We start from the raw sequence: 22,573 nt of genomic DNA, 5'->3' as shown, positions 1-22,573 counted from the left end.
AATTTTTTCTGTGCGGTCATCTCTTTAATGTGTGTCATATGTTTCAAGCTATTTTTCTTAGAAGTCTGCTTCTTGTAGCAGCAGTAGTTAGTGTTCAAAGCTGGTCTGCAGCCCTGGATGCAGAGGGTTACGACCGTCACGTGGAGTTAAGCTGGGAGGACATTTACCAGGCGGGAAAACAGTATCAGCTGTATGCCTCGGTAAGTGGTGGTAAATGGCTGCCGCGTGCTGTCGTTACCAGTGACTCTGCCATTGATTTCACCGGTGATCTCGGTAGAAATCTGCAGTTGAAGTACAGGCTCACGGAAAAAGACAGCAGTAAGGTTCTGGCTACGGCGTCTGCGAGTACGCGGGACTTTAGCGATGAAGAGCTTCTGGAAATGGTTCAGAAGTACACCTTTCGCTACTTCTGGGACTATGCCGATCAGAACAGCGGGTGGGCGCGGGAGCGCACCCCAAATATGAAGAACGGCGACATCATTACCTCCGGAGGCACTGGTTTCGGCATTGCGTCTGTGATAGCCGGTGCGGAGCGCGGCTGGATTTCACGTGATCAGGCAGTTGATCGCATGTTGAAACTCACGAAGTCCCTGACGGAGTTCGAGCGCTTTCACGGTATGTGGGCACACTGGTATGACGCCGACTCCCAGGAGGTTTTCCATTTCAGCGAATTCGATGACGGTGGTGACACGGTAGAGTCCGCCTTTATGGCACAGGGCCTGCTTACGGCGCGCCAGTACTTTGACGGCAACACCGCCAAAGAAAAACAGCTGCGCAAAGAAATTACCCAGTTGTGGGAGTCCATGGAATGGGACTGGTATACCAAGGGAGAGAATGTGATCTATTGGCACTGGTCAAAGAATCACGGCTGGAAAATGAATCATCCGATCAAAGGCTACAACGAGGCGCTAATCGTCTATGTTCTGGCGGCCTCTTCGCCCACACACGCCATCAGTGACACGGCTTATCACAAGGGCTGGGCCGGATGGGATGTGCCCACATTCCGCAATTATGAAGATTACTACGGCATGGTATTGCCGCTCGGCAACAGAGAGCACAAAGGCGGACCGCTTTTCTTTGCGCACTACTCGTTTATGGGTCTGGATCCGCGCGGGCTCCGGGACCGGTATGCCAACTACTGGCAGCAGAACAAGCGCCACACACTCATCAATCGCGCCTATTGCCTGGATAACCCCTATGGCTGGGAAGGCTATGGCGAAGACTTTTGGGGCCTGACTGCGGGCGACAATGTGCCCAGTGGCTATACCGCCCACGCACCGGGATTCCAGCGTGACCACGGGACCATTACCCCCACAGCGGCACTTTCCTCTATGCCCTATACACCGAAAGAATCCATACAGGTTTTGAAGAACCTCTACTACAACCATGGTAAGGAGCTATTCGGGGAAATGGGCTTCTACGATGGCATCAATCTGAGTGTCAGCGATAAGCCCGAAGAGCAGGTTAGAAAAACCTATCTGGCAATCGACCAGGGCCCCATTGTGGGCATGATCGAAAACTATCGCAGCGGCCTGCTGTGGGATCACTTTATGCGTGACCCGGATGTTCGCCGGGGGCTGAATAAGCTGGGCTTTACTGTCGGCGGAAGAGAAATCGAATAATCATCAGGCAACTTGTTTGTCGCGCTTGTACTACGGAATTAATATCATGATCAAATATAAACGCTCGCTGATAGCGCTCAGTGTGGGTGCTGCACTGACCGTCTCTGGCTGGAAATACCTCGATTCCGATAGCTCGAAACCAGAATTCAAAAAAGAATCTGTGTCGGAGAAAATTTGGAAGGATGACAAGGCGGTCATGGCCAAGTTCATCGACGAATTGATGGCAAAGATGACGCTGGAAGAAAAAATAGGCCAGCTGAATCTTCTCACCAGCGGCTGGGACAAGACCGGCCCGACCATGAGCGATGACTATCAGGAGCAGATCAAGGAAGGCAAGGTTGGGGCTATTTTCAACGCCTTTACAGCTGACTATACGCGCGATCTGCAGAAGCTCGCCGTAGAAGAAACCAGGCTGGGTATTCCGCTTCTGTTCGGCTACGACGTGATTCATGGTCACCGCACCATTTTCCCGATTTCATTGGGTGAGGCGGCATCCTGGGACCTGGACGCCATCCAGGACGCCTCTCGTATAGCCGCGACCGAGGCGGCCGCAGAGGGTATTCACTGGACCTTTGCACCGATGGTCGATATCGCTCGCGATCCCCGCTGGGGGCGTGTCTCAGAAGGTTCCGGCGAAGATGTATTCCTGAGCACTGAAATAGCACGCGCGCGGGTTAATGGCTTCCAGGGAGACGACCTGGGTGCACTGGACACAGTGCTGGCATGTGCAAAACACTACGCTGCTTACGGCCAAGCACAGGCTGGTCGTGACTACCACACCACCAATATGTCGACCCGGGAGTTGTGGGATACCTACCTGCCGCCATTTGAAGCTGCCGTAGAGGAAGGTGCTGCCAGCTTTATGACATCCTTCAATGAGCTTAATGGGGTTCCGGCGACCGGAAGCAAGTACCTGCTTGATGACATTCTCAAGCAGCGTTGGGGCTTTGAAGGCTTTGTCGTGACGGACTACACTGCTATCAATGAAATGGTCCCGCACGGTTTTGCAGCCGATTTGAAACATGCCGGTGAGCTGGCCATCAATGCCGGCGTAGATATGGATATGCAGGGTTCGGTGTACAGCGATAACCTGCTTGAATTGGTCGAAGAGGAGAAGGTGCGAATCTCCCAGATCGACAATGCAGTACGCCGCATCCTGGAGATGAAGTACCGCCTGGGCCTGTTTGAAGATCCATACCGTTACTCAGACACGGATCGCCAGGAGCGCGAGATTTACAAACACGCGCACATGGAAGCCGCGCGCGACGTGGCGCGCAAATCCTTCGTCCTGCTAAAAAACCAGAATAGCATCCTGCCGCTGTCCGAAGGGCAGTCTGTTGCGCTCATCGGGCCCCTGGCGGATTCCAAGCAGGACATGATCGGCTCATGGTCGGCCGCGGGCGACCGTTGGGAGAAGCCCGTCACCCTGTTGGAAGGGCTGAAAGCGCGATTCGGCGACAGTGTCGATATCAACTACGCCAAGGGCGCCAGCTATGAGTTCGATGCCACGGATACCGCCGGTTTTGCCGAAGCGATTGAGGCAGCGAAAAAGTCTGACGTGATCGTGATGGCGATGGGTGAAAAGTGGAATATGACGGGTGAGGCGGCAAGCCGTGTAGACCTCAACTTCCCCGGCACTCAATCCGCGCTGATGAAGGAACTCAAGAAACTGGGTAAACCCATGGTCCTGGTTCTGATGAGCGGACGCCCGATGACCATTACCTGGGCGGATGAGAACGTGGATGCAATCTTGCATACGTGGTACGCGGGCACCCAGGGCGGGCACGCCATCGCCGATGTGCTGTACGGTGATTACAATCCGTCCGGCAAGCTGCCTGTCACCTTCCCGCGTCATGTGGGCCAGGTTCCGATCTACTACAACATGAAAAACACCGGTCGTCCGTTTGATCCGAATGGGGAAGAGCAAAAGTACCGTTCGCGCTACTTGAATGAGTCCAATGCGCCTCTCTATCCGTTTGGCTATGGCCTGAGCTATACCGAATTCTCCTATTCTGACCTGGCGCTGAACAGCCAGATACTGAATCCCGGTAGCAGCGTGACCGCTTCCATCAACGTCACCAACAACGGCGAGCATGCGGGCGAAGAAGTAGTTCAGCTCTATATTCAGGACAAGGTCGGTTCGGTAACGCGTCCCGTGCGCGAGCTGAAAGGATTCCAGAAAATCCACCTGGAACAGGGTGAAAGGAAAACCGTAGAGTTCACCATCTCCGCAGAAGATCTCGCCTTCCATGATATCGACATGAACCTTGCTGCCGAGGCAGGCGAATTCAATGTCTTCATCGGTGGAAGCTCCGAGGCGAACAATACTGGCACATTCCAGTTGTCTGAGAATGTGCAATTCCGCCGAGCAAATCCGAACGACTAATTGACGGCATAGTGATGGCGGACGCGGTCCACCATATTTTGGATAGTAATAATGAAGAAAAGAAAACTGTTTCTTGCTTTGCCGGCCATGGTTTCAATGGTGGTGGTCCATTCCGCAATGGCGGAGAGCAAAACAGAAAATCGCGATCAGCTGCCAAATGTCGTATTTATCCTGGCCGATGACGTTGGTTTTGGCGATCTGGGAATTTACGGGGGCAAGATGCCCACCCCAAATCTCGACCAGCTCGCGACAGATGGTATGCGTTTTACCGATGCCCATGCACCCGCGGCATTGTGCGCGCCGTCTCGATTCAGCTATATGACCGGCAGCTATCCCTACCGGAATGGCCGTCCAGGCGGAAGCTGGGATGTCAATTTCAGCTCCGGCTTCAGCTTCAATGGCGACCGCACTAAGGCCGGTAAACACCTCACGGTCGGGGATATCATGCAAAAAGCTGGCTATAAAACAGCTTTCTTCGGCAAGATGCACCTGGGTGGCACAGTCTACGATTCTGAAGGCAATGTCATTCGCGAGAAAACCAAGTTGAATACGATGGATTTCTCCAGAGGTGTTGACGATACCGTGAATGACCACGGCTTCGACTACTCCTTCGGATTGCAGTCGGGAATTCAGCATGAACCCTACGCCTTCTTCGAAAATGGGAAGTTTGTTCCCTTTGTACCAGGAAAGCCGGCGAACAACAGTTCCACTCATATAGTTACCGACGGTTTCTACAAGGTCAGCGACAATGGGTTTTCCGAAATCGTTGAAGCCCCCACGGGTAATCCCGCACGGGCTGACGTGGACTATGACTCCAGCCAGGCTGGAATCATGATGACGAACAAGGCGGTCGAGTTCATTGATCGTCACCTGGAAACCAACGAGGCCGAAGGCAAGAAGCAGCCGTTTCTGCTCTACTTTGCTTCTCAAGCTATCCACGTCCCCCATACCGCGCCGTTCGATTTCGATGGCGATGCGACCACCATCGACGAGCAGGTGAAAGACAAGACCGGAGCCATCACTTCCGATGTGCTCTACGAGCTGGATCTCCAAGTCGGGAAAATTATCGAAAAGCTCGAGGCGGCTGGTATTGCGGATGAAACGCTGATTGTGTTTACCAGTGACAACGGTGCCCTTTGGCCATCAGTCACGCGCTATGGCAACCCGGAACACGATAACAATGGTCCGCTTCGGGATTACAAGGCCAGCGTTTACGAAGGCGGACACAGGGTTCCCTTCATCGCAAAATGGGGCGATGGTACCGATGCGGGCTCGGTGATTCAGCCTGGCGCTGTATCGGACCAAATGATCGTGGGTCATGACTGGGTGGCAACCATGTATGAGTTGACTGGCCAGGACATGCAGGAAGATCAGGCGATGGACTCCATCTCGTTGATGGCAGTGCTTAAGGGCGAACAGTCGGAAAGCGAACCCTTGCGTGAGTTTATGCTCTACCAGGCGGGATCCGCCTATGAGGGTGCTATTCGTGAGGGCAATCTGGTACTTGTTGTCGACAAGCACAACAAGGCCACCGAGCTATACAACCTGAATGTGGACCTTGGTCAAGAAAACAATCTGATCAACCATCCAGAATTCAAGCAAACGGTAGTCAGGCTGCGGGAAAAATTCCTGCATTATAACGACCATGACAACGACACCGCTGAGCCGCGTACTACCACTGCATTCCTGACTCAGTAAGTTAACCCGCGGTAGCTTACCTGCCGCCGAATTTAGGTCTCGTAGTGATGAAATCTCCCCTCCGGATTCTCTTCGGGTTGTTCCTCTGCCTGGTTGGTGGCTTTTCCCAGGCGAACACGTTTGGCGCCGAGTCCTTGAACGACGGCTGGCTGTTCGCTTTAAGTGATGAGCCCTATCAGAAGTTGATCGATCAGCCGCCTCAATGGCGACACGTTTCCATACCGCATACCTGGAACGCGGAAGATACCGTTGACGAAGAGCCAGGATATCATCGCGGTAGCGGCTGGTACCGGCGCCAGCTGAACCTGGAAATGCGGGCGGGGGAAAAATTCTTTCTCAAATTTGAAGCGGTAAACCAGCGGGCAGACGTATTCGTCAATGGACAACATGTGGGCAGCCACAGTGGCGGTTACACGGCCTTTGTCATCGACATTACCGATGCATTGCGCAGAGATGGGCGAAACCTGCTGTGGGTAAAGGCAGATAATCGTCACAACCCCGCCATTGCGCCACTAAAAGGCGATTTCAACTTCTATGGCGGCATATATCGCGATGTGTGGCTGTTGCGTAAGCAAAACAGCCATTTCGATTTCGGTGATTATGCAACTACAGGAGTCTACCTGCACTATCCCGAAGTCTCCGCGAAGCGAGCCAGACTCAAGGTCAGCAGCCACCTCAAAGTCGCAGAGCCGGGTCTGGTGATCCGGCAAAGGCTCTATGCCCCGGACGGCGAGCTGGTAAGTGAACAAAATGATTCAGTGGGCCAGCGCGCAGCCATTGATCAACTGCTCCCCAGTGTTAAGTCTCCCAGACTGTGGAGCCCGAGCTCTCCCGATTTGTACCGCCTTCAGAGCGATTTGCTCAACTCAGCTGGAGATCTCGTCGACAGCGTTACAACCGCTGTGGGATTCCGTTTTTTTGAGTTCGACGCTAAGGCCGGCTTTTCGATCAATGGCAAACCTCTGAAGCTGATGGGCGTCAATCGCCATCAGGACTATGCTGGAGTCGGCAATGGGTTGTCCAATGAGCGGCATCGTGCCGACATGGCATTGGTGAAAAGAAGTGGCAGCAATTTTTTTCGCACAGCACATTACCCTCAGGATCAGGCGGTATTGAACGCAGCCGATCAACTCGGCCTGCTCGTGACCATGGAGATTCCGCTGGATCATGAAATAACTGATTCGGATGATTTCTATAGCAACACGATACATATGCATAAAGAAATGCTGTATCAGTATTTCAATCACCCCAGCATCATTATCTGGGCCTACATGAATGAAATGCTGCTGGGGCGCAACTTTGAACGCGAAAAAGAACATATAGAGAAGATTACAGCTTTCGCACGGGTATTGGAGGAGATCACCAGGGAAATTGACCCAATCCGGTATACGATGATTCCAAATCACGGAAGCCTAGAGCTATACAAAAAAGCGGGCCTGATTGATATTCCGATGTTGGTCGGATGGAATCTATATTACGGCTGGTACGAGAATGATATCGATGGCCTCGGCCAGTTTATGGACAGGTTCCACCAGGAATATCCGGACAAGCCCACGCTGATTACAGAATATGGGGCGGGATCTGATCCGCGTATTCGCTCCGTCGAACCCCGCCGATTCGATTTCTCCCTGGAGTGGCAGAATGCATTCATGCAGCACAATCTGAGTCAGATCATGGCTCGGGAATTTATTGCTGGTGCGGCGGTTTGGAACCTGTTTGATTTCGGCTCTGCCGGCCGACGGGATGCAGTTCCCATGATAAACAGCAAGGGCCTGATGACCTTTGATAGAAAGCCGAAAGACGCTTTTTATCTACTGCAGAGCTGGTTGTCGGAGGAGGCGGTGTTACGCCTGGCGCCACTTGAACATCTGGCCGGTCGTGTCAACAATCAGGGAAGGGCGCTGGTACCCATAAGCGTTTACGGAAACCTGGAAACGGCCACCTTGTATGTAAATGGTGAGGCCAAAGAGCCAAAAGAGCTGTCTGGAAATGTCGCAACCTGGGAGGTGGACCTTCAGGACGGCGAAAATCTGTTGGCGGTAAAGGGCTGGCACCACGAACAGTTGCTGGAGGATACATCCGTAGTTGAATACAGGCGTTACGAGAGCGTAGACGGGTATTCAAGGTTTAGGGATGTATTTATTAACGCCGGAGCCAATTTCCAGTTTTATGATGCCGGGACCGATACGGTCTGGCTTCCAGACAGTGAATATCAGCCGGGTACCTTCGGCTACCAAGACGGTGAAATGTACTTCAGCCGTTCTCATGGGGTTGGCACTGACGAAGACATTGTGGGCACGGACCTGGATCCGTTGCTACAAACACAACGGCAGGGTAACAGCCGCTATGTGTTTGATGTTTTGCCAGGGACCTATGAACTGGTACTGATGTTTGCGGATTTGGCCAAAAACCAACAGGAACCGAGGGTGTTGAGCATTCAGGTGAATGGTGAACCCGTGTGGCAACTGGATACTGCCGTGGATGATGTGACCAGGCTAATGATGCTTGAAAAGCGCTTTACGGTGAATGCCTCCGGTAGTCAGGTAGAGGTCAAGGTAACCGCCTCTGAGAATACCGGTGTCAATGGGATCGGTTTGTCCAGAGTAGCGCCGTGAGAGCATCTGTAGTGCTGCTACTAGTGATAGCATTTGCGACTGTTTCCAGGGCCGATCCGGTGGAGTTGTTCGAGGCTAAGCGCTCTAGCCGCTTCGGTGATGAAACAATGGGCTTACCAAAGCCATTGTAGATCTAGTGAACAAAAATGAATCGCTGATTGAACGCCGATATTTTCAGCCTTCAACGGTAACGATTCGTAATACAAGGAACCTTACATGCGGGTTTTTGAGAGAGTGATCTTCATATGCAGTATTGCCCTGCCTATGTCGTGGTGTGCCCCTTTGTTGGCAAAGGCAGTAGAGGTAGCTTCGCCCGACGGTGCTATCAGGGTCATAGTAAAGGACAACCATGGCCAGCCCCAATATGAAGTGCTCTATCGAGATGAGTCCGTCATCACTGACTCGCGGCTGGGAATGGTATTCAAAAAAGCGCACGCTTTTGACGAGGATTTCTCAATCGTCAACAGCAAAGCCGGCGCAAAGGATGAAACATGGACGCAACCCTGGGGCGAGCGCAAATATGTTCGCGACCACCACAATGAACTCCGGGTCGACTTCGGCCGCAGCGGCGAGTCTGCCGGCAAGTTTAGTGTCCGCTTCAGGGTGTATAATGACGGCATCGGTTTCCGCTATGAAGTGCCCAAGCAGCGCGGTTTAAGTAGGGTTGAGATTACGGATGAACTGACCGAGTTCAGCGTTGCCGACAGTGATTCGGCGACGGGTTGGTGGATTCCCGGCCGAGGCTGGAATCGCTATGAGTATATGTACAACACCACCGCACTGAGTGAAGTCGACCGTGCCCATACTCCGCTCACCTTCAAGCTGGCTTCCGGCACCCATGTAAGTATCCACGAGGCGGCCCTGGTGGATTATTCGGCGATGACGCTTGATCAGCGACGCCCGGGCAAATTTAAGGCGGATCTCACTCCTTGGTCCGATGGTGTGAGGGTCAAAACGCAGACAGACTTCAAATCCCCCTGGCGCACCATCCAGATAGCGGAAAACGCGGTGGGGCTATTGAACTCCGATCTTATCCTCAATCTGAATGAACCCAACAAGCTGGGCGACGTATCCTGGGTGAAGCCCGGAAAATACATTGGCATCTGGTGGGGGATGCATATACAGAAAAACAGCTGGAGTTCCGGTGAAAAGCACGGTGCGACCACTGCTGAAACCAAGCGTTATATGGATTTTGCGGCCAAGTACGGATTTGATGGCGTATTGGTAGAGGGCTGGAATCTCGGCTGGGATGGAGAGTGGTTTTACAACGGCGATGTATTCAGCTTCACCGAAGCCTACCCGGATTTCGATATCGAAGAGGTAGCTGCCTATGGAAGTAAGAAAGGGGTGCACCTGATTGGCCACCATGAGACTTCCGGTAGTGTAACAAATTACAAGAACCAGATGGGAGCGGCTTATGACCTGTACGCCAAGCTCGGTGTAGCGCAGGTGAAAACCGGTTACGTCGCGGACGGGGGGCAGATCAAGCATATCGATGAAAACGGTATTGCCCGCCGTGAATGGCACGACGGGCAGTACATGGTTGGAGAGTACCTGCGCAGCGTCACTGAAGCTGCGGAGCGCAAAATCAGTATCAATACCCACGAACCGGTGAAAGACACCGGTCTGCGCCGCACCTATCCCAACTGGATCACTCGTGAGGGCGCGCGCGGACAGGAGTTCAACGCCTGGGGTTCACCGCCCAACCCGCCAGAACACACGGCTATTCTGCCCTTCACGCGCATGCTCTCGGGTCCGATGGACTTTACCCCGGGTATTTTTGACCTGAGTTTCAATGGCCTGGACGGTGAAAATCGCCCCCGCACTACCTTGGCAAAACAGCTGGCGCTCTACGTAGTGCTTTACAGTCCTATTCAGATGGCGGCGGATCTGCCGGAAAACTATGAAGCCAGACTAGATGCCTTCCAGTTTATTCGCGATGTGCCGACGGATTGGGAAGAGAGTAAAGCGATTTCCGGGGAAGTCGGAGACTACGTAGCTTTTGCGCGCAAGGAACGGGGTGGACAAGATTGGTACCTGGGGGCGCTAACAGACGAGAAAGCCCGTGAGCTGACGCTGTCGCTCGACTTCCTGGATCCGAAGCAAAAGTATGTTGCGCAAATTTACCGCGATGGCGATCGCGCCGCGTGGGATACCAATCCCTATGACATAGTGATAGAGGAGAAAACGCTTGAAAGTGGTGATCAACTGAAATTATCACTTGCCACCAGTGGTGGCGCAGCGATTCGCTTTAAAGCGGTCAAATAGCGAATTCAGGTGCTGGGCGTGCGAGGTCGACAGCAGGCAGTTCAGGCTCGTTTCATGCCAGATTGACTTTGCCTAAGGTTATATCGTTTGTCGCTAACTGCCCCAAGCCTAGTAAGCAGACAGGAAAGATCAGTTAACTGAAAGAATAATGAGAGAGGTAGCTAATGGCTGGATTTCAAGGTACGACAACTTACAAACCTGGCGGCACCAGCGACAGTGCGGCAAAAAACTACGGGTTTGCACTCACTGCGCTGACGTCGCTTTTCTTTATGTGGGGATTCATCACCTGTTTAAATGACATCCTGATCCCCCACTTGAAAAGCGTCTTCGATCTGAACTACACGCAGGCCATGCTGATTCAGTTTTGCTTTTTTGGCGCTTATTTTGCTGTCTCGCTGCCGGCTGGCGCATTGGTAAAACGCATCGGCTACAGAAATGGCATCGTCACCGGCCTACTCGTTGCTAGTGTTGGGTGCCTGATGTTTTACCCCGCGGCAGGCACTGTATCTTATCCGCTGTTTCTGGGGGCACTCTTTGTGCTTGCTTCCGGGATCACGGTGCTGCAGGTCTCGGCCAATCCCTACGTTACCGCGCTGGGTGATTCTGCAACCGCGTCGAGCCGCCTGAACCTCACCCAGGCGTTTAATTCCCTGGGTACGACTGTGGCGCCATTTTTTGGTGCAATGCTCATACTCTCGTCGGCAACCATCGGGATGGAGACAATGGCAGACGCCCAGAGTGAAGCCGATGCGGTCAAGCTTCCATATCTGTTACTGGCCTCGATGCTTGCAGTACTGGCGATTGTCTTTAGCCAGCTGAAACTGCCGCAAATTGATTCGCATGCGCCGATCAGGCGGGATGTCGCCAGCTCTACCTCGGCTTGGTCATATCCTCATCTAGTGCTCGGTGCGCTGGGAATCTTCCTTTATGTGGGTGCCGAAGTCTCTATTGGCAGTTTTCTGGTGAACTTTTTAGGCCAGGAAAATATCGCGGGGATCGAGGAGGCCGAAGCCGCGCACTATATCGCCTATTACTGGGGCGGTGCGATGGTGGGGCGGTTTATCGGTGCGGCGTTGATGCGCCATATTCACCCGGGCCTGTTGTTGGCTTGTAACTCCGTCGGCTCGGTTGTATTGATCAGTATCGCGATCCTTGGCAGTGGTAGCCTGGCCATGTGGGCGATCCTGCTGGTGGGGCTGTGCAACTCCATTATGTTCCCAACGATCTTCAGTCTTGCCCTAAACCGGCTCGGTGAACACACCAGTCAGGGCTCAGGTATCCTGTGCCTGGCGATTGTCGGCGGTGCACTGATTCCCCTGTTGCAGGGCATGCTGGCGGACAATATCGGTATTCAGCTTTCGTTTGTTTTGCCGGTCGTTTGCTATATCTATATATGCTATTACGGCATTAAAGGGACGGAGGTTCGCGCAGACTGAAGGCAACTTCAGTAGAGGCATAGGGAAGACCTTTTGCGTGCTTCAGTTGAAGTAAGGGGGCAGATTGCCGGTGCTACTGTCTCCACCACCGCAAAAACGCCTTCCCAACCGCCTGCTGCGGCAGCGAGTGGGCGTCTTCCTCGATCCCCTGTTCCCTTTCCATCTCGGTAACCCGCCGGTTGGCGGCGTTGAACCAGGCGGCCGGATCGCCGACACCCGCATTTAGCGCATCACCATACAGCGCCGCGCTGAACCAGGTGCGCTCCGAGTCGTCGCTGCAGCCGAAGGAGGTGCGGTCCGGGGCAGCGGAGGTGAATATGGCGCGCTCTGGGTTGGCCAGTGCGTCTTTCCATAGGCCGGAATAGCAGGCGGACACGATGATCCACTGGTGGCGAGCGTTCAGGCCGTCCAGCCACTGTTTGCCATCCGCCACCGACAGGTCGTTCAACGGCAGCTTGTGCTCGGCCAGTTTGAAATCGCCATTGTCGTCGCCGTGGCTGACCAGATGCACCAGCAGCAGGTCCTCGTCCGGATCCATCACGGCATCCAGCGCCTTGAGGCTCTCGCGTACGCTGGTGCGGGTGGCGAGCGGGAATTTGTCGCCGCTGCCGTTGCTGAGGCGGAGCTGCCGCTGCGCTATATCGAATACGGTGCCCAGTCTTTGCGACACCCAGTCCACTTCTTTGGCAAACACGGGTGAGGTGCCGTCGCCGCCGACGATCAGCAGGTACACATCGCGCACACCCGGCCGCTGTGGCGCAAGGGTGGAGAACATGGATTGCAGGCGGTCGGCTTCCGAATAGAGGCGCGCTTCCACCGCTGCCTTTAGCTGTCTGTCGCTGCCGCGCCAGGCCTGCTTGCTCGCGTAATACTGGCCGGCGACGAAATAGCCCGGTTCCTCCACTGGTTCGCCGTCGCCATCCTGGCGAATGCGCACGCCCTCGCCATTCGCCTCGCCGTATTCGAAGGTGGCCCGGATGACGGTGCCGTCCGGCTGGGTCAGCTCGCCCTCGCCGTTGTAGTAGGAGTACTCGAAGCCGCCCTGGTAGCGATAGCCCTGTTCGTCCCGGTAGCTGCCCTGCACCAGGTAGCCGTTTGCGAAGGTGCCTTCGTAGTGGGCGCCCTCGACCGTTGTGCGGTGCCCCTGGCCGCTGGGCTCCCAACCCTGGAACTCGCCCTGATAGGCTTCGCCGTTGTCCCAGGCCACAGAGCCCGTCAGCAGTTCGCCCTGCTGGAACTCCCCCTCCCACACGGTCTCTCCGCACGCGTAGCGGCCGTTGCCATCGAAGTCGCCGTCGAGCATCTCGCCGTCGTAACTGCAGCCGTCACCGAAAACGTACCGCCCCTGTCCGGTCATCCGCCCCTGTCGGAATTCCCCCTCGTAGCGGCGGCCATCGGGCCAGCTGAGTTCGCCCTGGCCGTGGAACAGGCCATTTTCCAGATCGCCGGCATAGACAGAGCCGTCCGGCAGCGCGGTGCCGCCGGCAAACTGTGCCGGCTCGCAGCCGGTGAGGAGTAGCAACAGCGCAGGCAGACAGGTGTGTTTCATGATCGCTTTCATATTCCGGGAGGTGCTCCTCTGGCTATTGAAGGCAGACTAACAAATTGGTGTCTGTCCCGCTCTATCATCAGATAGCAGGCCAGTTTGAGTTGCAGGCTACTTGCCCTGGAGTAAGCGCAAAAATTGCTTGAAGCCTTGTTCCTGCCCTTCGTTCTTATGCCAGGTTTCGAGCGAATTGAGGTCGATGGGGTGGGCCTTGGCGACCAGGACAGCCTGTTCCAGGCACTGGTTGTCCCGGAAATAGTAATAGTTTGCCAGCCGGTCCTTTACGCAGTCCGTAGGGGTGAGCAGGCGCAGCGTCCCCAAGTCGGTAGAGAGCGTATTAACCGCTGAGGATGGAATATATTCTTCGCCAACAGTGAGTGGCGCGGAAGGAAATTCCACGCTCAGGTTGGAGTCGGGATGGGTGAAGTGTCGGCTGTTCCTGGGGCGGTTCTCAAAGCCCAGTGACTGAATCGCTTGGGCTATCTGCCGGTTGGACTTCAAACTGATATCAATAAAGTCCAGGTCTTTCGAAACGTACCGCTCCGATGAGTAAATGGAAACGCAGGAACCGCCGGATAGCACCACGTCGATGCCGTGATTCTTCAGCGTTTCACACAGCAGGGCCGCCAATTCCAGGCGCGATAGCTCGCCGATCGGTTTCATAGCGGTTTGCTCTTTTTGCGCGGGCGGCGCCGATCGAGGAGCAGGCTTTCTTTGATCTGTTCCGGGTACAGGTCGAGTGCCTTTCGTAGGAGCGACTTCAACTCCGGCACAAATGGATTGCGCGGGTTGAACTCATAGACCCTCGTGCGGCCGATGGTGCGACTGATCAGCAGGCCATCGCGCTCCATCCTTTCCAACTGTTTCTGGATAGGACTGAGGTCGGTTGCGAATGCCCTGGCTATTTCGGCGGCGTAGCCGCCTTCTCTGGCACAAAGGAATACCAGTACCCGCTCAGCGCTGGTTGAGCCCAATATGGCTTCAAGCACGGCGATCACCAAAACCTTAAAAATAGGTTTATACACCTACATTTAAGGTATGTAAACGGGCCGGGACCCGCGGGTGGCCTGACCGTTCGGAAAAGACCGCTAGGCAGGGGCGATCGAGTGCCGCCAGGTGCTTCGCGCTCCTTTCGTCGAGCTGTCATACTCCGGCCCTAGGCTGTGAAGTCACATTCGATAACCACAACAAGACAGGCGTGACCACCGTGAACAGATTCACCCGACGCAATTTCATCAAGGCCGCCCTGGCCGCTACCGGCGGCGTGGTGGTATCCACGCCGCTGCAGGCGATGACCCGGCCCGAACTGCCCTCCGCGGTCACTTTCCGGCACGGCGTCGCCAGCGGCGATCCGCTGCAGGATGCGGTCATCCTCTGGACCCGGGCCACACCGGCCGAGGGCAGCGCGCCGGCGGGGCCGGCAGAGCCAGTAAAAGTCACCTGGGAACTGGCTCGGGACCGGCAGTTCACCGACGTTTTGCGCCGCGGCAGCGCCGACACGGATCTGGCCCGCGACTACACCATCAAGATCGATGTGCAGGGCCTGCAGCCGGGCACCAGTTACTTCTACCGCTTTGTCGGTGCCGGCGAGCAGAGCACGGTGGGCCACACCAGGACCCTGCCCGCGGCCGGCGTGGACCAGGTGAAGCTGGCCGTTTTCTCCTGCTCCAACTATCCCGCCGGTCACTTCAATGCCTACCAGCTGGCGGCGCAGAGCGACGACTGGGACGCGGTGCTGCACCTGGGTGATTACATCTATGAATATCCCGCAGACGGCTACGCCACCGAGCGCTCGGCGGAGATAGGGCGCGCGCTGCCGGAGGACAACGGCGGCGAGATTCTGACGCTGACCGACTACCGCAAGCGCTACGCTCTCTACCGCACCGATGCCGGTCTGCAGGCGCTGCACGCGGCCGCGCCCTTCATCGCCGTGTGGGACGATCACGAAGTTGCCAACGACACCTGGAAGGCCGGTGCGGAAAACCACAGCCCCGACGAGGGCGACTTCTTCGCGCGCCGGGCGGCGGCGGTGCAGGCCTATTACGAGTGGCTGCCGATCCGCCCGCCGATGGGCGAGCGGCACCCGCAGATCTACCGCAGCTTCAGTTTCGGCGACCTGCTGGACCTGCATATGCTGGACACCCGCGTGATCGGCCGCGACGCGCAGATAGATTTCGCCGGCTATATCGGCGAGGACGGCAGCTTCGACGGCCGCGCCTTCGCCGCCGCGCTGGCGGACCCGGCGCGCTCCCTGCTCGGCCAGAAGCAGCGCGCCTGGCTGGAGCGCACGCTGGAAAAATCCAGCGGCCACTGGCAGCTGCTGGGCCAGCAGGTGCTGATGGGCAGGATGCACCTGCCGGCGGAAATCATGATGAATTACGCTTCGGGCGGTAAGAGACCCGATACCACTGCCGAGCTGGTCGGATTCAAAGCGGCCAGTCTCAAGGGCGAGCCGCTGAGCGAAAGCCAGCGTGCGCGCCTGCAGCAGGTGGTGCCCTACAACCTCGACGCCTGGGACGGCTATTCAGTCGAGCGCGAGGCGCTGTATCGGCGCGCGCGCGAACTGCAGAAGAACCTGGTGGTGGTGGCCGGGGATACCCACAACGCCTGGTTCAATCACCTGAAAGACGCGCGCGGAAACATGGTGGGCCTGGAGTTCGCCGCACCCAGCGTCACGTCACCGGGCATGGAGACCTATCTGACGCTGGACGAGAAATCCGCGCAGGAACTGGCCCGGGGCATGCCGGTGCTGATCGACGAGCTGCAATACTGCAACCTGCACCAGCGCGGCTATATGGCACTGACCTTCCGCCGGGAGCAGGTACAGGCGGAGTGGAAGTTCGTCGACAACATCGACAGCACCGAGTTCGCCGAGGCCGGCAGCCACAGCGTGGTGCACAGCCTGGTCTGATTCTTTTTCTCTGCATCCCATCTGATTCGTCATCCCGGCGCAGGCCGGGCATCCAGCGATGCGAAGCCGGAAAGGCCCGCGAGCGAAAGGCCGTGAATTCCGGATGGGTGCTCGGGCATACCCGACGATCAGCGACTAGATGAACGACTAACTGGAGAGCCAGGATGCAGCGCGATTTGATCCGGAAAGCCTTTGACCAGCAGGCCGCCGGCTACGACCGGCAGTGGAGCAGACTGGCCCCGCTGAACGAGGCGCTGCACCTACTAATGAGCGCGTTGTTTTCCGGTCTTCCCACGGATGCCCGCTTTCTCTGCGTGGGGGCCGGGACCGGTGGGGGAGATGCATCGCAGAACAAAAATGCCAGCGCCCAGGGCCGCTGGCATTTTTGTTTGTGGGCAGTACTGTCGGCGATCGGAGAGCGCCGGTCTCCTTGCCGAACCCCAGGCTCAGGGGCGAGTGGCGCTCAGTCAGGGAAAATCGCCCTGTGGGAGCCAGCCCTGCTGGCGAAACGGGTACTGCCAGTAGCACCGTCTCAATCGCCTGCAGGGCTGGCTCCCACAGCGCAGCTTCCTACAAATGCACCGCGGAACGCCTTAACTTAATGCCATTCAGGCCGGAATCGAATAAAGCATTTACTCTCGATTTCAGAGCTTCTGCAAGTAACCGGTTCCACCGAGTTGCCGAACCTGCCCGTTGATATCCGCTGCGCGGCTGCGCACGTAGCGGGAAGGGGTCATAGCGGACATGCGTTTCGGACTTGGGAGCACCGCTGCCATCAGCCCCGCCTGCCAGCGGCTGAGGTGCCGCGCGGAGGTGCCGTAGAAGTTGCGCGCGGCGGCCTGGGCGCCGTAAATCCCGTCGCCGAACTCGGCGATATTCAGATAGACCTCCAGAATCCGCTCCTTGGGCCACAGCAGTTCCAACAGCAGCGTATACCAGGCTTCAAATCCCTTGCGCAGGTAGCTGCGGCCGCTCCACAGGAACAGGTTCTTGGCGGTCTGCTGGGTGATGGTACTGGCACCGCGGGTGCGCTTGCGCTTCTCATTCATGGCTTTCTGCAGGGAGGCGAAATCGAAGCCGTGGTGCAGGGGAAATTTCTGGTCCTCCGCGGCGATGACGGCCACCTGCAGGTTGGGGGAAATCCTCTCCAGCGGGCGCCATTCCAGCTGTGCGTTGCGGCCACTCTGCTGCTGCCAGTGCTGGATCACCATGGAGGAGGGCGGATTCACCCAGCGCAGTACCAGTACCTGTAGGGTGGTGACTGTCACGAAGATGATGCAGAGCCAGAGGGCGACTTTGGAAGCGCGTTTAAGGAGTCGGGGCATGGTCGGGTACAGCGGTTACTTATGCGGGCTTGCCTTATGAGATACCTGTTGGGGATCGGGGTTCCCTTTGGCTTCGCCAGCCGCGTCTTTTGGTTGGGCCATGTGCAGGGCCATGTGCAGGGCCATGTGCAGCGCGACTTCGCGCATCCTGTGGCTGATTCGTCATTCCGGCCTGCGCCGGAATGACGAATAGGCGTTGAAAGCGCCAATCCTGCGAGACGAATTCACGTCACCCTGCGCTTCTGCGGCCTCAGCTTACCTCGACCGCGTGGCGCTGCCGCGCGTACAGCTCGCCGATCGGCGCCAGCTCCAGGCCCAGTTCCCGGGCCGTGGCGAGGAATTCGGCCTCGCCCTCGGGGGCCACCGCCATCAGCAGCCCACCGCTGGTCTGCGGGTCACACAGCAGCAGTTTGTGCGCGTCACTCAGGGGCGCTATGCGCTCGCCGTAGCTGTCGAAGTTGCGGTGCGTGCCGCCGGGTACGCAGCCCTGTTCCAGATAGTGTTCAACCGAGGCCAGGCGCGGCACCGCGGCGTAATCGATGCGGGCGCTGAGCCCGCTGCCATCGGCCATCTCCACCAGGTGGCCGAGCAGGCCGAAGCCGGTGACGTCGGTCATGGCCCTCACGCCTTCCAGCCGGCCGAAGCGGCTGCCCGCCTTGTTCAGCGTGCACATCCAGTCGCGGGCGAGGCCCACGTCTTCCGCGCGCAGTTTGCCCTGCTTTTCCGCGGTGGTGAGGACGCCGATGCCCAGCGGCTTGGTCAGGTACAGGCGGCAGCCGGCGCTGGCGCTGTCGTTGCGCTTTACGAAACGCTTCTCCACCACGCCGGTGACGGCGAGGCCGAAGATGGGCTCGGGCGCATCGATGGAGTGGCCGCCGGCCAGCGGGATGCCGGCCTCGTCGCAGATGGCGCGACCACCGCGGATAACCTCGCGCGCCACTTCGGCGGGCAGCAGGTTGACCGGCCAACCCAGAATGGCAATGGCCATCAGCGGATCGCCGCCCATGGCGTAGACGTCGCTGATGGCGTTGGTGGCGGCGATGCGCCCGAAGTCGTAGGGGTCGTCGACAATGGGCATAAAGAAGTCGGTGGTCGAGATGACCCCGCGCTCGTCGTCGATGGCGTAGACCGCCGCGTCGTCGCGCGAGGCGTTGCCGACCCACAGGCGCGGATCCAGATTCTGGGCACCGCTGCCGGCCAGGATCACCTCCAGCACCTTGGGGGAAATCTTGCAACCGCAGCCGGCGCCGTGGCTGAACTGGGTGAGGCGGATCTGCTCGGTCATGGGGGCTCCTGGGGGAATGCGAAGTGGCGGGATGATAGCAAAGCCGGCGGGTGTTCGGCTTGGGTGCGGTTTGTCGGAGTTTGTTGAGTTGCGTGGAGGTTTTTGTCTGGGGTGAGGGACATGAGGTCCGCGGTGCGGGCCTGCCGCCGAGGATTAGCTTCGCCCGTTGGGCTTTGATAGTGCAGTGGCTCGAGGATGAGCTTCGCCCTTCGGGCTCGCTGCTCTCCGGCAGCTTCGCTGCCTCCGAGTCGAACCGGGAGGTTCTAATCTGGGGCCCTGGGGCCCACCATATACAAGAAAGGCCACCCGTTGGGTGGCCTTTCTTGTATATGGCGCGCCCCAGAGGATTCGAACCTCTGACCTTTGCCTCCGGAGGGCAACGCTCTATCCAGCTGAGCTAGGGGCGCGGAACGCGGTTTTTTCCAATCTTACACTGTGCCGGCAGCGGGGCGGGAAGCCTGCGGCTTCCGGCAACGCTCCCCTCGCTTTGCTCGGGTCCGGCCGCCAACCAAAGGTTGACGGCGTTCGGCTGCGCGCGAAGCGATGCTTCGCCAACGCTTGCCTCACCCAGCTGAGCTAGGGGCGCGGATCGCGGTCTGGCGTAGGCCAGTGCGGACGCGGATTATACAGAAGGGGTGGGGTGGGGCAAAGTGGAATGAGGCGTTTCTCGGCTGGCGCCCTTCGCAGCGGGCGGCACAATGCTTATAATGCGCGGCTGGTAGAGGTATGCGGCAGTGTGCCGGCAGTCTAGCGGCCGCCCGAGTCGGCCATTAGGGGCAAGAAGGCCCTCAGGGGGATAGGATGAAGAAGATTTTGGGTATTGTGGCGGCACTGGCCGTGGTTGCGGGTGCGGCCGCTGCAGTGGCGCAGTCGGTGGATCAGGAGATCGCCGAGCGTATCGCGCCGGCCGGCACCAGCTGCATGAAGGGTGAACCCTGTGCGGCGGCAGTCGCGGCGGCGCCCGCAGCGGGCGGTGCGGCCCGCAGTGGCGAGGACATCTACAAGGCGAGCTGCTCCACCTGTCACGCCACCGGTGCCGCGGGTGCGCCCAAGTTCGGCGACGCCGGCGCCTGGGGCCCGCGTATCGGCAAGGGCATGGACACGCTCTACACCCACGCGATCAACGGCTTCAATGCGATGCCGGCCAAGGGCCTGTGCATGGACTGCAGTGAAGACGAAGTGAAAGCCGCCGTGGATTACATGGTGGAAGGCAGCAAGTAAGCGATCGCTTACTTCGCTTGCGAGAAGGCCGCTCAGTGAGCGGCCTTTTTTTGTGTCTGAATGCCGGCTTTTTTCCCTTGTAGGAGCTGCGGGGCGGCCATTCGCCGGTGGCCGCGATCGGCGGTGGGAGATTCCCCGGCATCGATCGCGGCCAAGGGCCGCCCCGCAGCTCCTACAAGGGCACTGCGTCAGTCGAACATACTCAGCAGCGAGCCCAGCGTCTCCTCACCCCTGGCCTGGTTCTGCTCCGGCGTGGCCTTGCCGAAGCCCTCGAATACGCAGTCCTCCGGCGGCAGTTCGTCGAGGAAGCGACTCGGCGTCGTGTCCTGGGTCTCGCCGAACTGCTTGCGCTTGCCCGCCAGGGTCATGGTCAGGGTCTTCTGCGCGCGGGTGATGCCGACATAGGTGAGGCGGCGCTCCTCCTCGATATTGTCGTCCTCGATGCTGTTGCGGTGCGGCAGCAGGTTTTCCTCCATGCCGATCATGAACACATGGGGATATTCCAGGCCCTTGGACGCGTGCAGGGTCATCAGGCTGACCTTGTCGGTGGCCTCCTCCTCTTCCTGGCGGTCGAGCATGTCCCTGAGGATCAGCTTGGAGATCGCCTGTTCCAGGCGGATATCCTGCTCCAGCTCGTCGTCGGTGCCCTCCATGGTCTTGTTCAGGCTTTCCAGCAGCCAGTAGACGTTCTCCATGCGCTTCTCGGCCACCTTGTCGCTGCTGGCGTTCTGCGCCAGCCAGCCGGCATAGTCGATATCGTCGAGCATTTCCCGCAATGCGGCATCGGCACTCTTCTCGCGGCAATTGCGCTGCACCCCCTCGAGCCACAGGGCGAAACGGTTCAGGCGCTCGTAGCCCTGCTCGTTGATATGCTCCCGGAAGCCGATCTCCGAACAGGCGTTGAACATCGAGATCTCGCGGCCCTTGGCGTAGTTGCCCAGCGCCTCCAGCGTGCTGGTGCCGATCTGCCGGCGCGGGGTGTTGATGATGCGCAGGAAGGCGTTGTCGTCGTCCGGGTTAACTAACAAGCGCAGGTAGGCCATCACGTCCTTGATCTCCGCGCGGGCGAAGAAGCTGGTGCCGCCGGACATCTGGTAGGGAATCTGGTTTTCCTGCAGTTTCATTTCTATGAGGCGCGCCTGGTGGTTGCCGCGGTAGAGCACGGCGAAGTCCATGAACCTGGCCCCGCGGCGCGCCTTCTGCAGGAATATCTCGTTGGCGACCCGCTCCGCCTCCTCGTTCTCGTTGGACACCTTGAGCACGCGGATCTCCTCGCCGAGGCCGCGGTCGGACCACAGCGCCTTGTCGAACTCGTGCGGGTTGTGCGCAATCAGGTGGTTGGCCACCTTGAGGATGCGGCTGGTGGAGCGGTAGTTCTGCTCCAGCTTGATCAGGCGCAGGTTGGGGAAGTCGGTCTTCAGCGCGCTCATGTTCTCCGGGCGCGCGCCGCGCCAGGCGTAGATCGACTGGTCGTCGTCGCCCACCACGGTGAGGCCGCCGCGGCCGCCCACCAGCATCTTTACCAGCAGGTACTGGGAGTTGTTGGTGTCCTGGTACTCGTCCACCAGCAGGTAGCGGATCTTCTTGCGCCAACGCTGCAGCAGTTCCGGGTCGGAATCGAACAGCTGCACCGGCAGCAGGATCAGGTCGTCGAAGTCGACCGCGTTGTAGGCCTTGAGCGCCTCGCAGTAGCGCCCGTAGGCCACGGCGATGGCCTGTTCGCCCGGGCTCTGCGCCGTCTCCAGCGCCTTGCGCGGGGTCAGCATGTCGTTCTTCCAGTTGGAGATCTGGTTCTGCACCCGGTCGAGCAGGTCGGTGTCCAGATCGCCGTCGCGCAGCATCAGCTCCTTGATCAGGCCGCGGGCGTCCTCGGCGTCGAAGATGGAGAAGCCCGGCTTGAAGCCCGCCGCGCGGTGTTCCTTGCGCAGGATGTTCAGGCCCAGGTTGTGGAAGGTGGACACCGTCAGGCCGTGGCTGGCCTTGGAGCGCTTGCCGTCCGCGCCTGACAGTAGCTTGCCGACCCGCTCCTTCATCTCACGGGCGGCCTTGTTGGTGAAGGTCAGCGCGGCGATATTGCGCGCGGCGTAGCCGCACTCCTCGATCAGGTAGGCGATCTTGCGCGTGATCACGCTGGTCTTGCCGGAGCCGGCGCCGGCCAGCACCAGGCAGGGGCCGTCGACATATTTCACCGCCTCCGCCTGGCGGGGGTTCAGCTTGGTCATTCTGGGGCTTACATCTTGGTTGCGCTCGAGGCGGGGAT

General features: G+C 58.1%; 14 protein-coding genes and 1 tRNA gene. 8 read left to right on the top strand and 7 right to left on the bottom strand.

From position 1 onward, the window contains the following. Positions 1-38 precede the first annotated feature (38 nt). The 6 genes from RRF64_RS11145 to RRF64_RS11120 all read left to right on the top strand — a co-directional run bounded on the left by RRF64_RS11145 (position 39) and on the right by RRF64_RS11120 (position 12,025). Positions 39-1,622, top strand: a complete 1,584-nt coding sequence (locus RRF64_RS11145) for a glucoamylase family protein (protein ID WP_323845960.1) — start codon at positions 39-41, stop codon at positions 1,620-1,622. Positions 1,623-1,668: 46 nt separating this feature from the next. Next, positions 1,669-4,008, top strand: a complete 2,340-nt coding sequence (locus RRF64_RS11140; RefSeq protein WP_323845959.1) for a glycoside hydrolase family 3 N-terminal domain-containing protein — start codon at positions 1,669-1,671, stop codon at positions 4,006-4,008. Between the two features lie 51 nt (positions 4,009-4,059). Next, positions 4,060-5,706: a sulfatase-like hydrolase/transferase gene (locus RRF64_RS11135; RefSeq protein ID WP_323845958.1), complete on the top strand. Its 1,647-nt coding sequence runs from the start codon at positions 4,060-4,062 to the stop codon at positions 5,704-5,706. A 47-nt stretch (positions 5,707-5,753) separates the two neighbouring features. Continuing rightward, positions 5,754-8,321, top strand: a complete 2,568-nt coding sequence (locus RRF64_RS11130) for a glycoside hydrolase family 2 TIM barrel-domain containing protein (protein ID WP_323845957.1) — start codon at positions 5,754-5,756, stop codon at positions 8,319-8,321. A gap of 216 nt (positions 8,322-8,537) precedes the next feature. Beyond that, positions 8,538-10,589 (top strand): glycoside hydrolase family 97 protein, encoded by a 2,052-nt coding sequence (locus RRF64_RS11125; protein ID WP_323845956.1) that lies wholly within the window; start codon positions 8,538-8,540, stop codon positions 10,587-10,589. Between the two features lie 164 nt (positions 10,590-10,753). Next, complete coding sequence (locus tag RRF64_RS11120; protein WP_323845955.1) at positions 10,754-12,025, top strand: sugar MFS transporter; 1,272 nt, start codon at positions 10,754-10,756, stop codon at positions 12,023-12,025. A 73-nt stretch (positions 12,026-12,098) separates the two neighbouring features. Here the strand turns inward: RRF64_RS11120 and RRF64_RS11115 are convergent, their stop codons facing one another. From RRF64_RS11115 to RRF64_RS11105, 3 genes are all read right to left on the bottom strand, one after another. Then, positions 12,099-13,574 carry a C13 family peptidase gene (locus RRF64_RS11115; protein ID WP_323845954.1) on the bottom strand — a complete coding sequence of 492 codons (1,476 nt, stop codon included), beginning with the start codon at positions 13,572-13,574 and terminating at the stop codon, positions 12,099-12,101. Between the two features lie 108 nt (positions 13,575-13,682). After that, positions 13,683-14,234: a hypothetical protein gene (locus tag RRF64_RS11110; protein ID WP_323845953.1), complete on the bottom strand. Its 552-nt coding sequence runs from the start codon at positions 14,232-14,234 to the stop codon at positions 13,683-13,685. Continuing rightward, complete coding sequence (locus RRF64_RS11105; RefSeq protein WP_323845952.1) at positions 14,231-14,596, bottom strand: winged helix-turn-helix domain-containing protein; 366 nt, start codon at positions 14,594-14,596, stop codon at positions 14,231-14,233. Before RRF64_RS11105 ends, RRF64_RS11110 begins: the two co-directional genes overlap by 4 nt. A 182-nt stretch (positions 14,597-14,778) precedes the next feature. On the opposite strand from RRF64_RS11105, the gene RRF64_RS11100 reads away from it, so the two are divergent. Then, positions 14,779-16,482, top strand: coding sequence for an alkaline phosphatase D family protein (locus RRF64_RS11100; protein WP_323845951.1), 1,704 nt, complete (start codon positions 14,779-14,781; stop codon positions 16,480-16,482). A 644-nt stretch (positions 16,483-17,126) separates the two neighbouring features. On the opposite strand, the gene mtgA is transcribed toward RRF64_RS11100, so the two are convergent. The 3 genes from mtgA to RRF64_RS11085 form a co-directional block, all read right to left on the bottom strand. Then, positions 17,127-17,807, bottom strand: coding sequence for a monofunctional biosynthetic peptidoglycan transglycosylase (gene mtgA / locus RRF64_RS11095; RefSeq protein WP_323845950.1), 681 nt, complete (start codon positions 17,805-17,807; stop codon positions 17,127-17,129). A gap of 250 nt (positions 17,808-18,057) precedes the next feature. Beyond that, the gene (selD, locus tag RRF64_RS11090) at positions 18,058-19,092 is read right to left on the bottom strand and encodes a selenide, water dikinase SelD (RefSeq protein WP_323845949.1); all 1,035 of its coding nucleotides are present in this window, start codon (positions 19,090-19,092) and stop codon (positions 18,058-18,060) included. A 330-nt stretch (positions 19,093-19,422) separates the two neighbouring features. Beyond that, a tRNA-Arg gene (locus RRF64_RS11085) sits at positions 19,423-19,499 on the bottom strand. Between the two features lie 394 nt (positions 19,500-19,893). Here RRF64_RS11085 and RRF64_RS11080 point away from each other — a divergent pair. Beyond that, positions 19,894-20,313 (top strand): c-type cytochrome, encoded by a 420-nt coding sequence (locus RRF64_RS11080; RefSeq protein ID WP_323845948.1) that lies wholly within the window; start codon positions 19,894-19,896, stop codon positions 20,311-20,313. A gap of 188 nt (positions 20,314-20,501) precedes the next feature. Here the strand turns inward: RRF64_RS11080 and rep are convergent, their stop codons facing one another. Beyond that, positions 20,502-22,535, bottom strand: a complete 2,034-nt coding sequence (rep, locus tag RRF64_RS11075) for a DNA helicase Rep (protein WP_323845947.1) — start codon at positions 22,533-22,535, stop codon at positions 20,502-20,504. Positions 22,536-22,573: the final 38 nt, after the last annotated feature.

The sequence above is a fragment of the Microbulbifer magnicolonia genome (assembly GCF_035117725.1).
Taxonomy (GTDB): domain Bacteria; phylum Pseudomonadota; class Gammaproteobacteria; order Pseudomonadales; family Cellvibrionaceae; genus Microbulbifer; species Microbulbifer magnicolonia.
Note: the sequence above shows the minus strand (reverse complement) of the source record. Positions and strands in the feature narration are given on the sequence as shown.

What these genes read in the sequence shown, in the direction of transcription:
- RRF64_RS11145 (WP_323845960.1), top strand. Translation starts at nt 39, where the DNA reads ATGTTTCAAGCTATTTTTCTTAGAAGTCTGCTTCTTGTAGCAGCAGTA.
- RRF64_RS11140 (WP_323845959.1), top strand. Translation starts at nt 1,669, where the DNA reads ATGATCAAATATAAACGCTCGCTGATAGCGCTCAGTGTGGGTGCTGCA.
- RRF64_RS11135 (WP_323845958.1), top strand. Translation starts at nt 4,060, where the DNA reads ATGAAGAAAAGAAAACTGTTTCTTGCTTTGCCGGCCATGGTTTCAATG.
- RRF64_RS11130 (WP_323845957.1), top strand. Translation starts at nt 5,754, where the DNA reads ATGAAATCTCCCCTCCGGATTCTCTTCGGGTTGTTCCTCTGCCTGGTT.
- RRF64_RS11125 (WP_323845956.1), top strand. Translation starts at nt 8,538, where the DNA reads ATGCGGGTTTTTGAGAGAGTGATCTTCATATGCAGTATTGCCCTGCCT.
- RRF64_RS11120 (WP_323845955.1), top strand. Translation starts at nt 10,754, where the DNA reads ATGGCTGGATTTCAAGGTACGACAACTTACAAACCTGGCGGCACCAGC.
- RRF64_RS11115 (WP_323845954.1), bottom strand. Translation starts at nt 13,574, where the DNA reads ATGAAACACACCTGTCTGCCTGCGCTGTTGCTACTCCTCACCGGCTGC.
- RRF64_RS11110 (WP_323845953.1), bottom strand. Translation starts at nt 14,234, where the DNA reads ATGAAACCGATCGGCGAGCTATCGCGCCTGGAATTGGCGGCCCTGCTG.
- mtgA (WP_323845950.1), bottom strand. Translation starts at nt 17,807, where the DNA reads ATGCCCCGACTCCTTAAACGCGCTTCCAAAGTCGCCCTCTGGCTCTGC.
- selD (WP_323845949.1), bottom strand. Translation starts at nt 19,092, where the DNA reads ATGACCGAGCAGATCCGCCTCACCCAGTTCAGCCACGGCGCCGGCTGC.
- RRF64_RS11080 (WP_323845948.1), top strand. Translation starts at nt 19,894, where the DNA reads ATGAAGAAGATTTTGGGTATTGTGGCGGCACTGGCCGTGGTTGCGGGT.
- rep (WP_323845947.1), bottom strand. Translation starts at nt 22,535, where the DNA reads ATGACCAAGCTGAACCCCCGCCAGGCGGAGGCGGTGAAATATGTCGAC.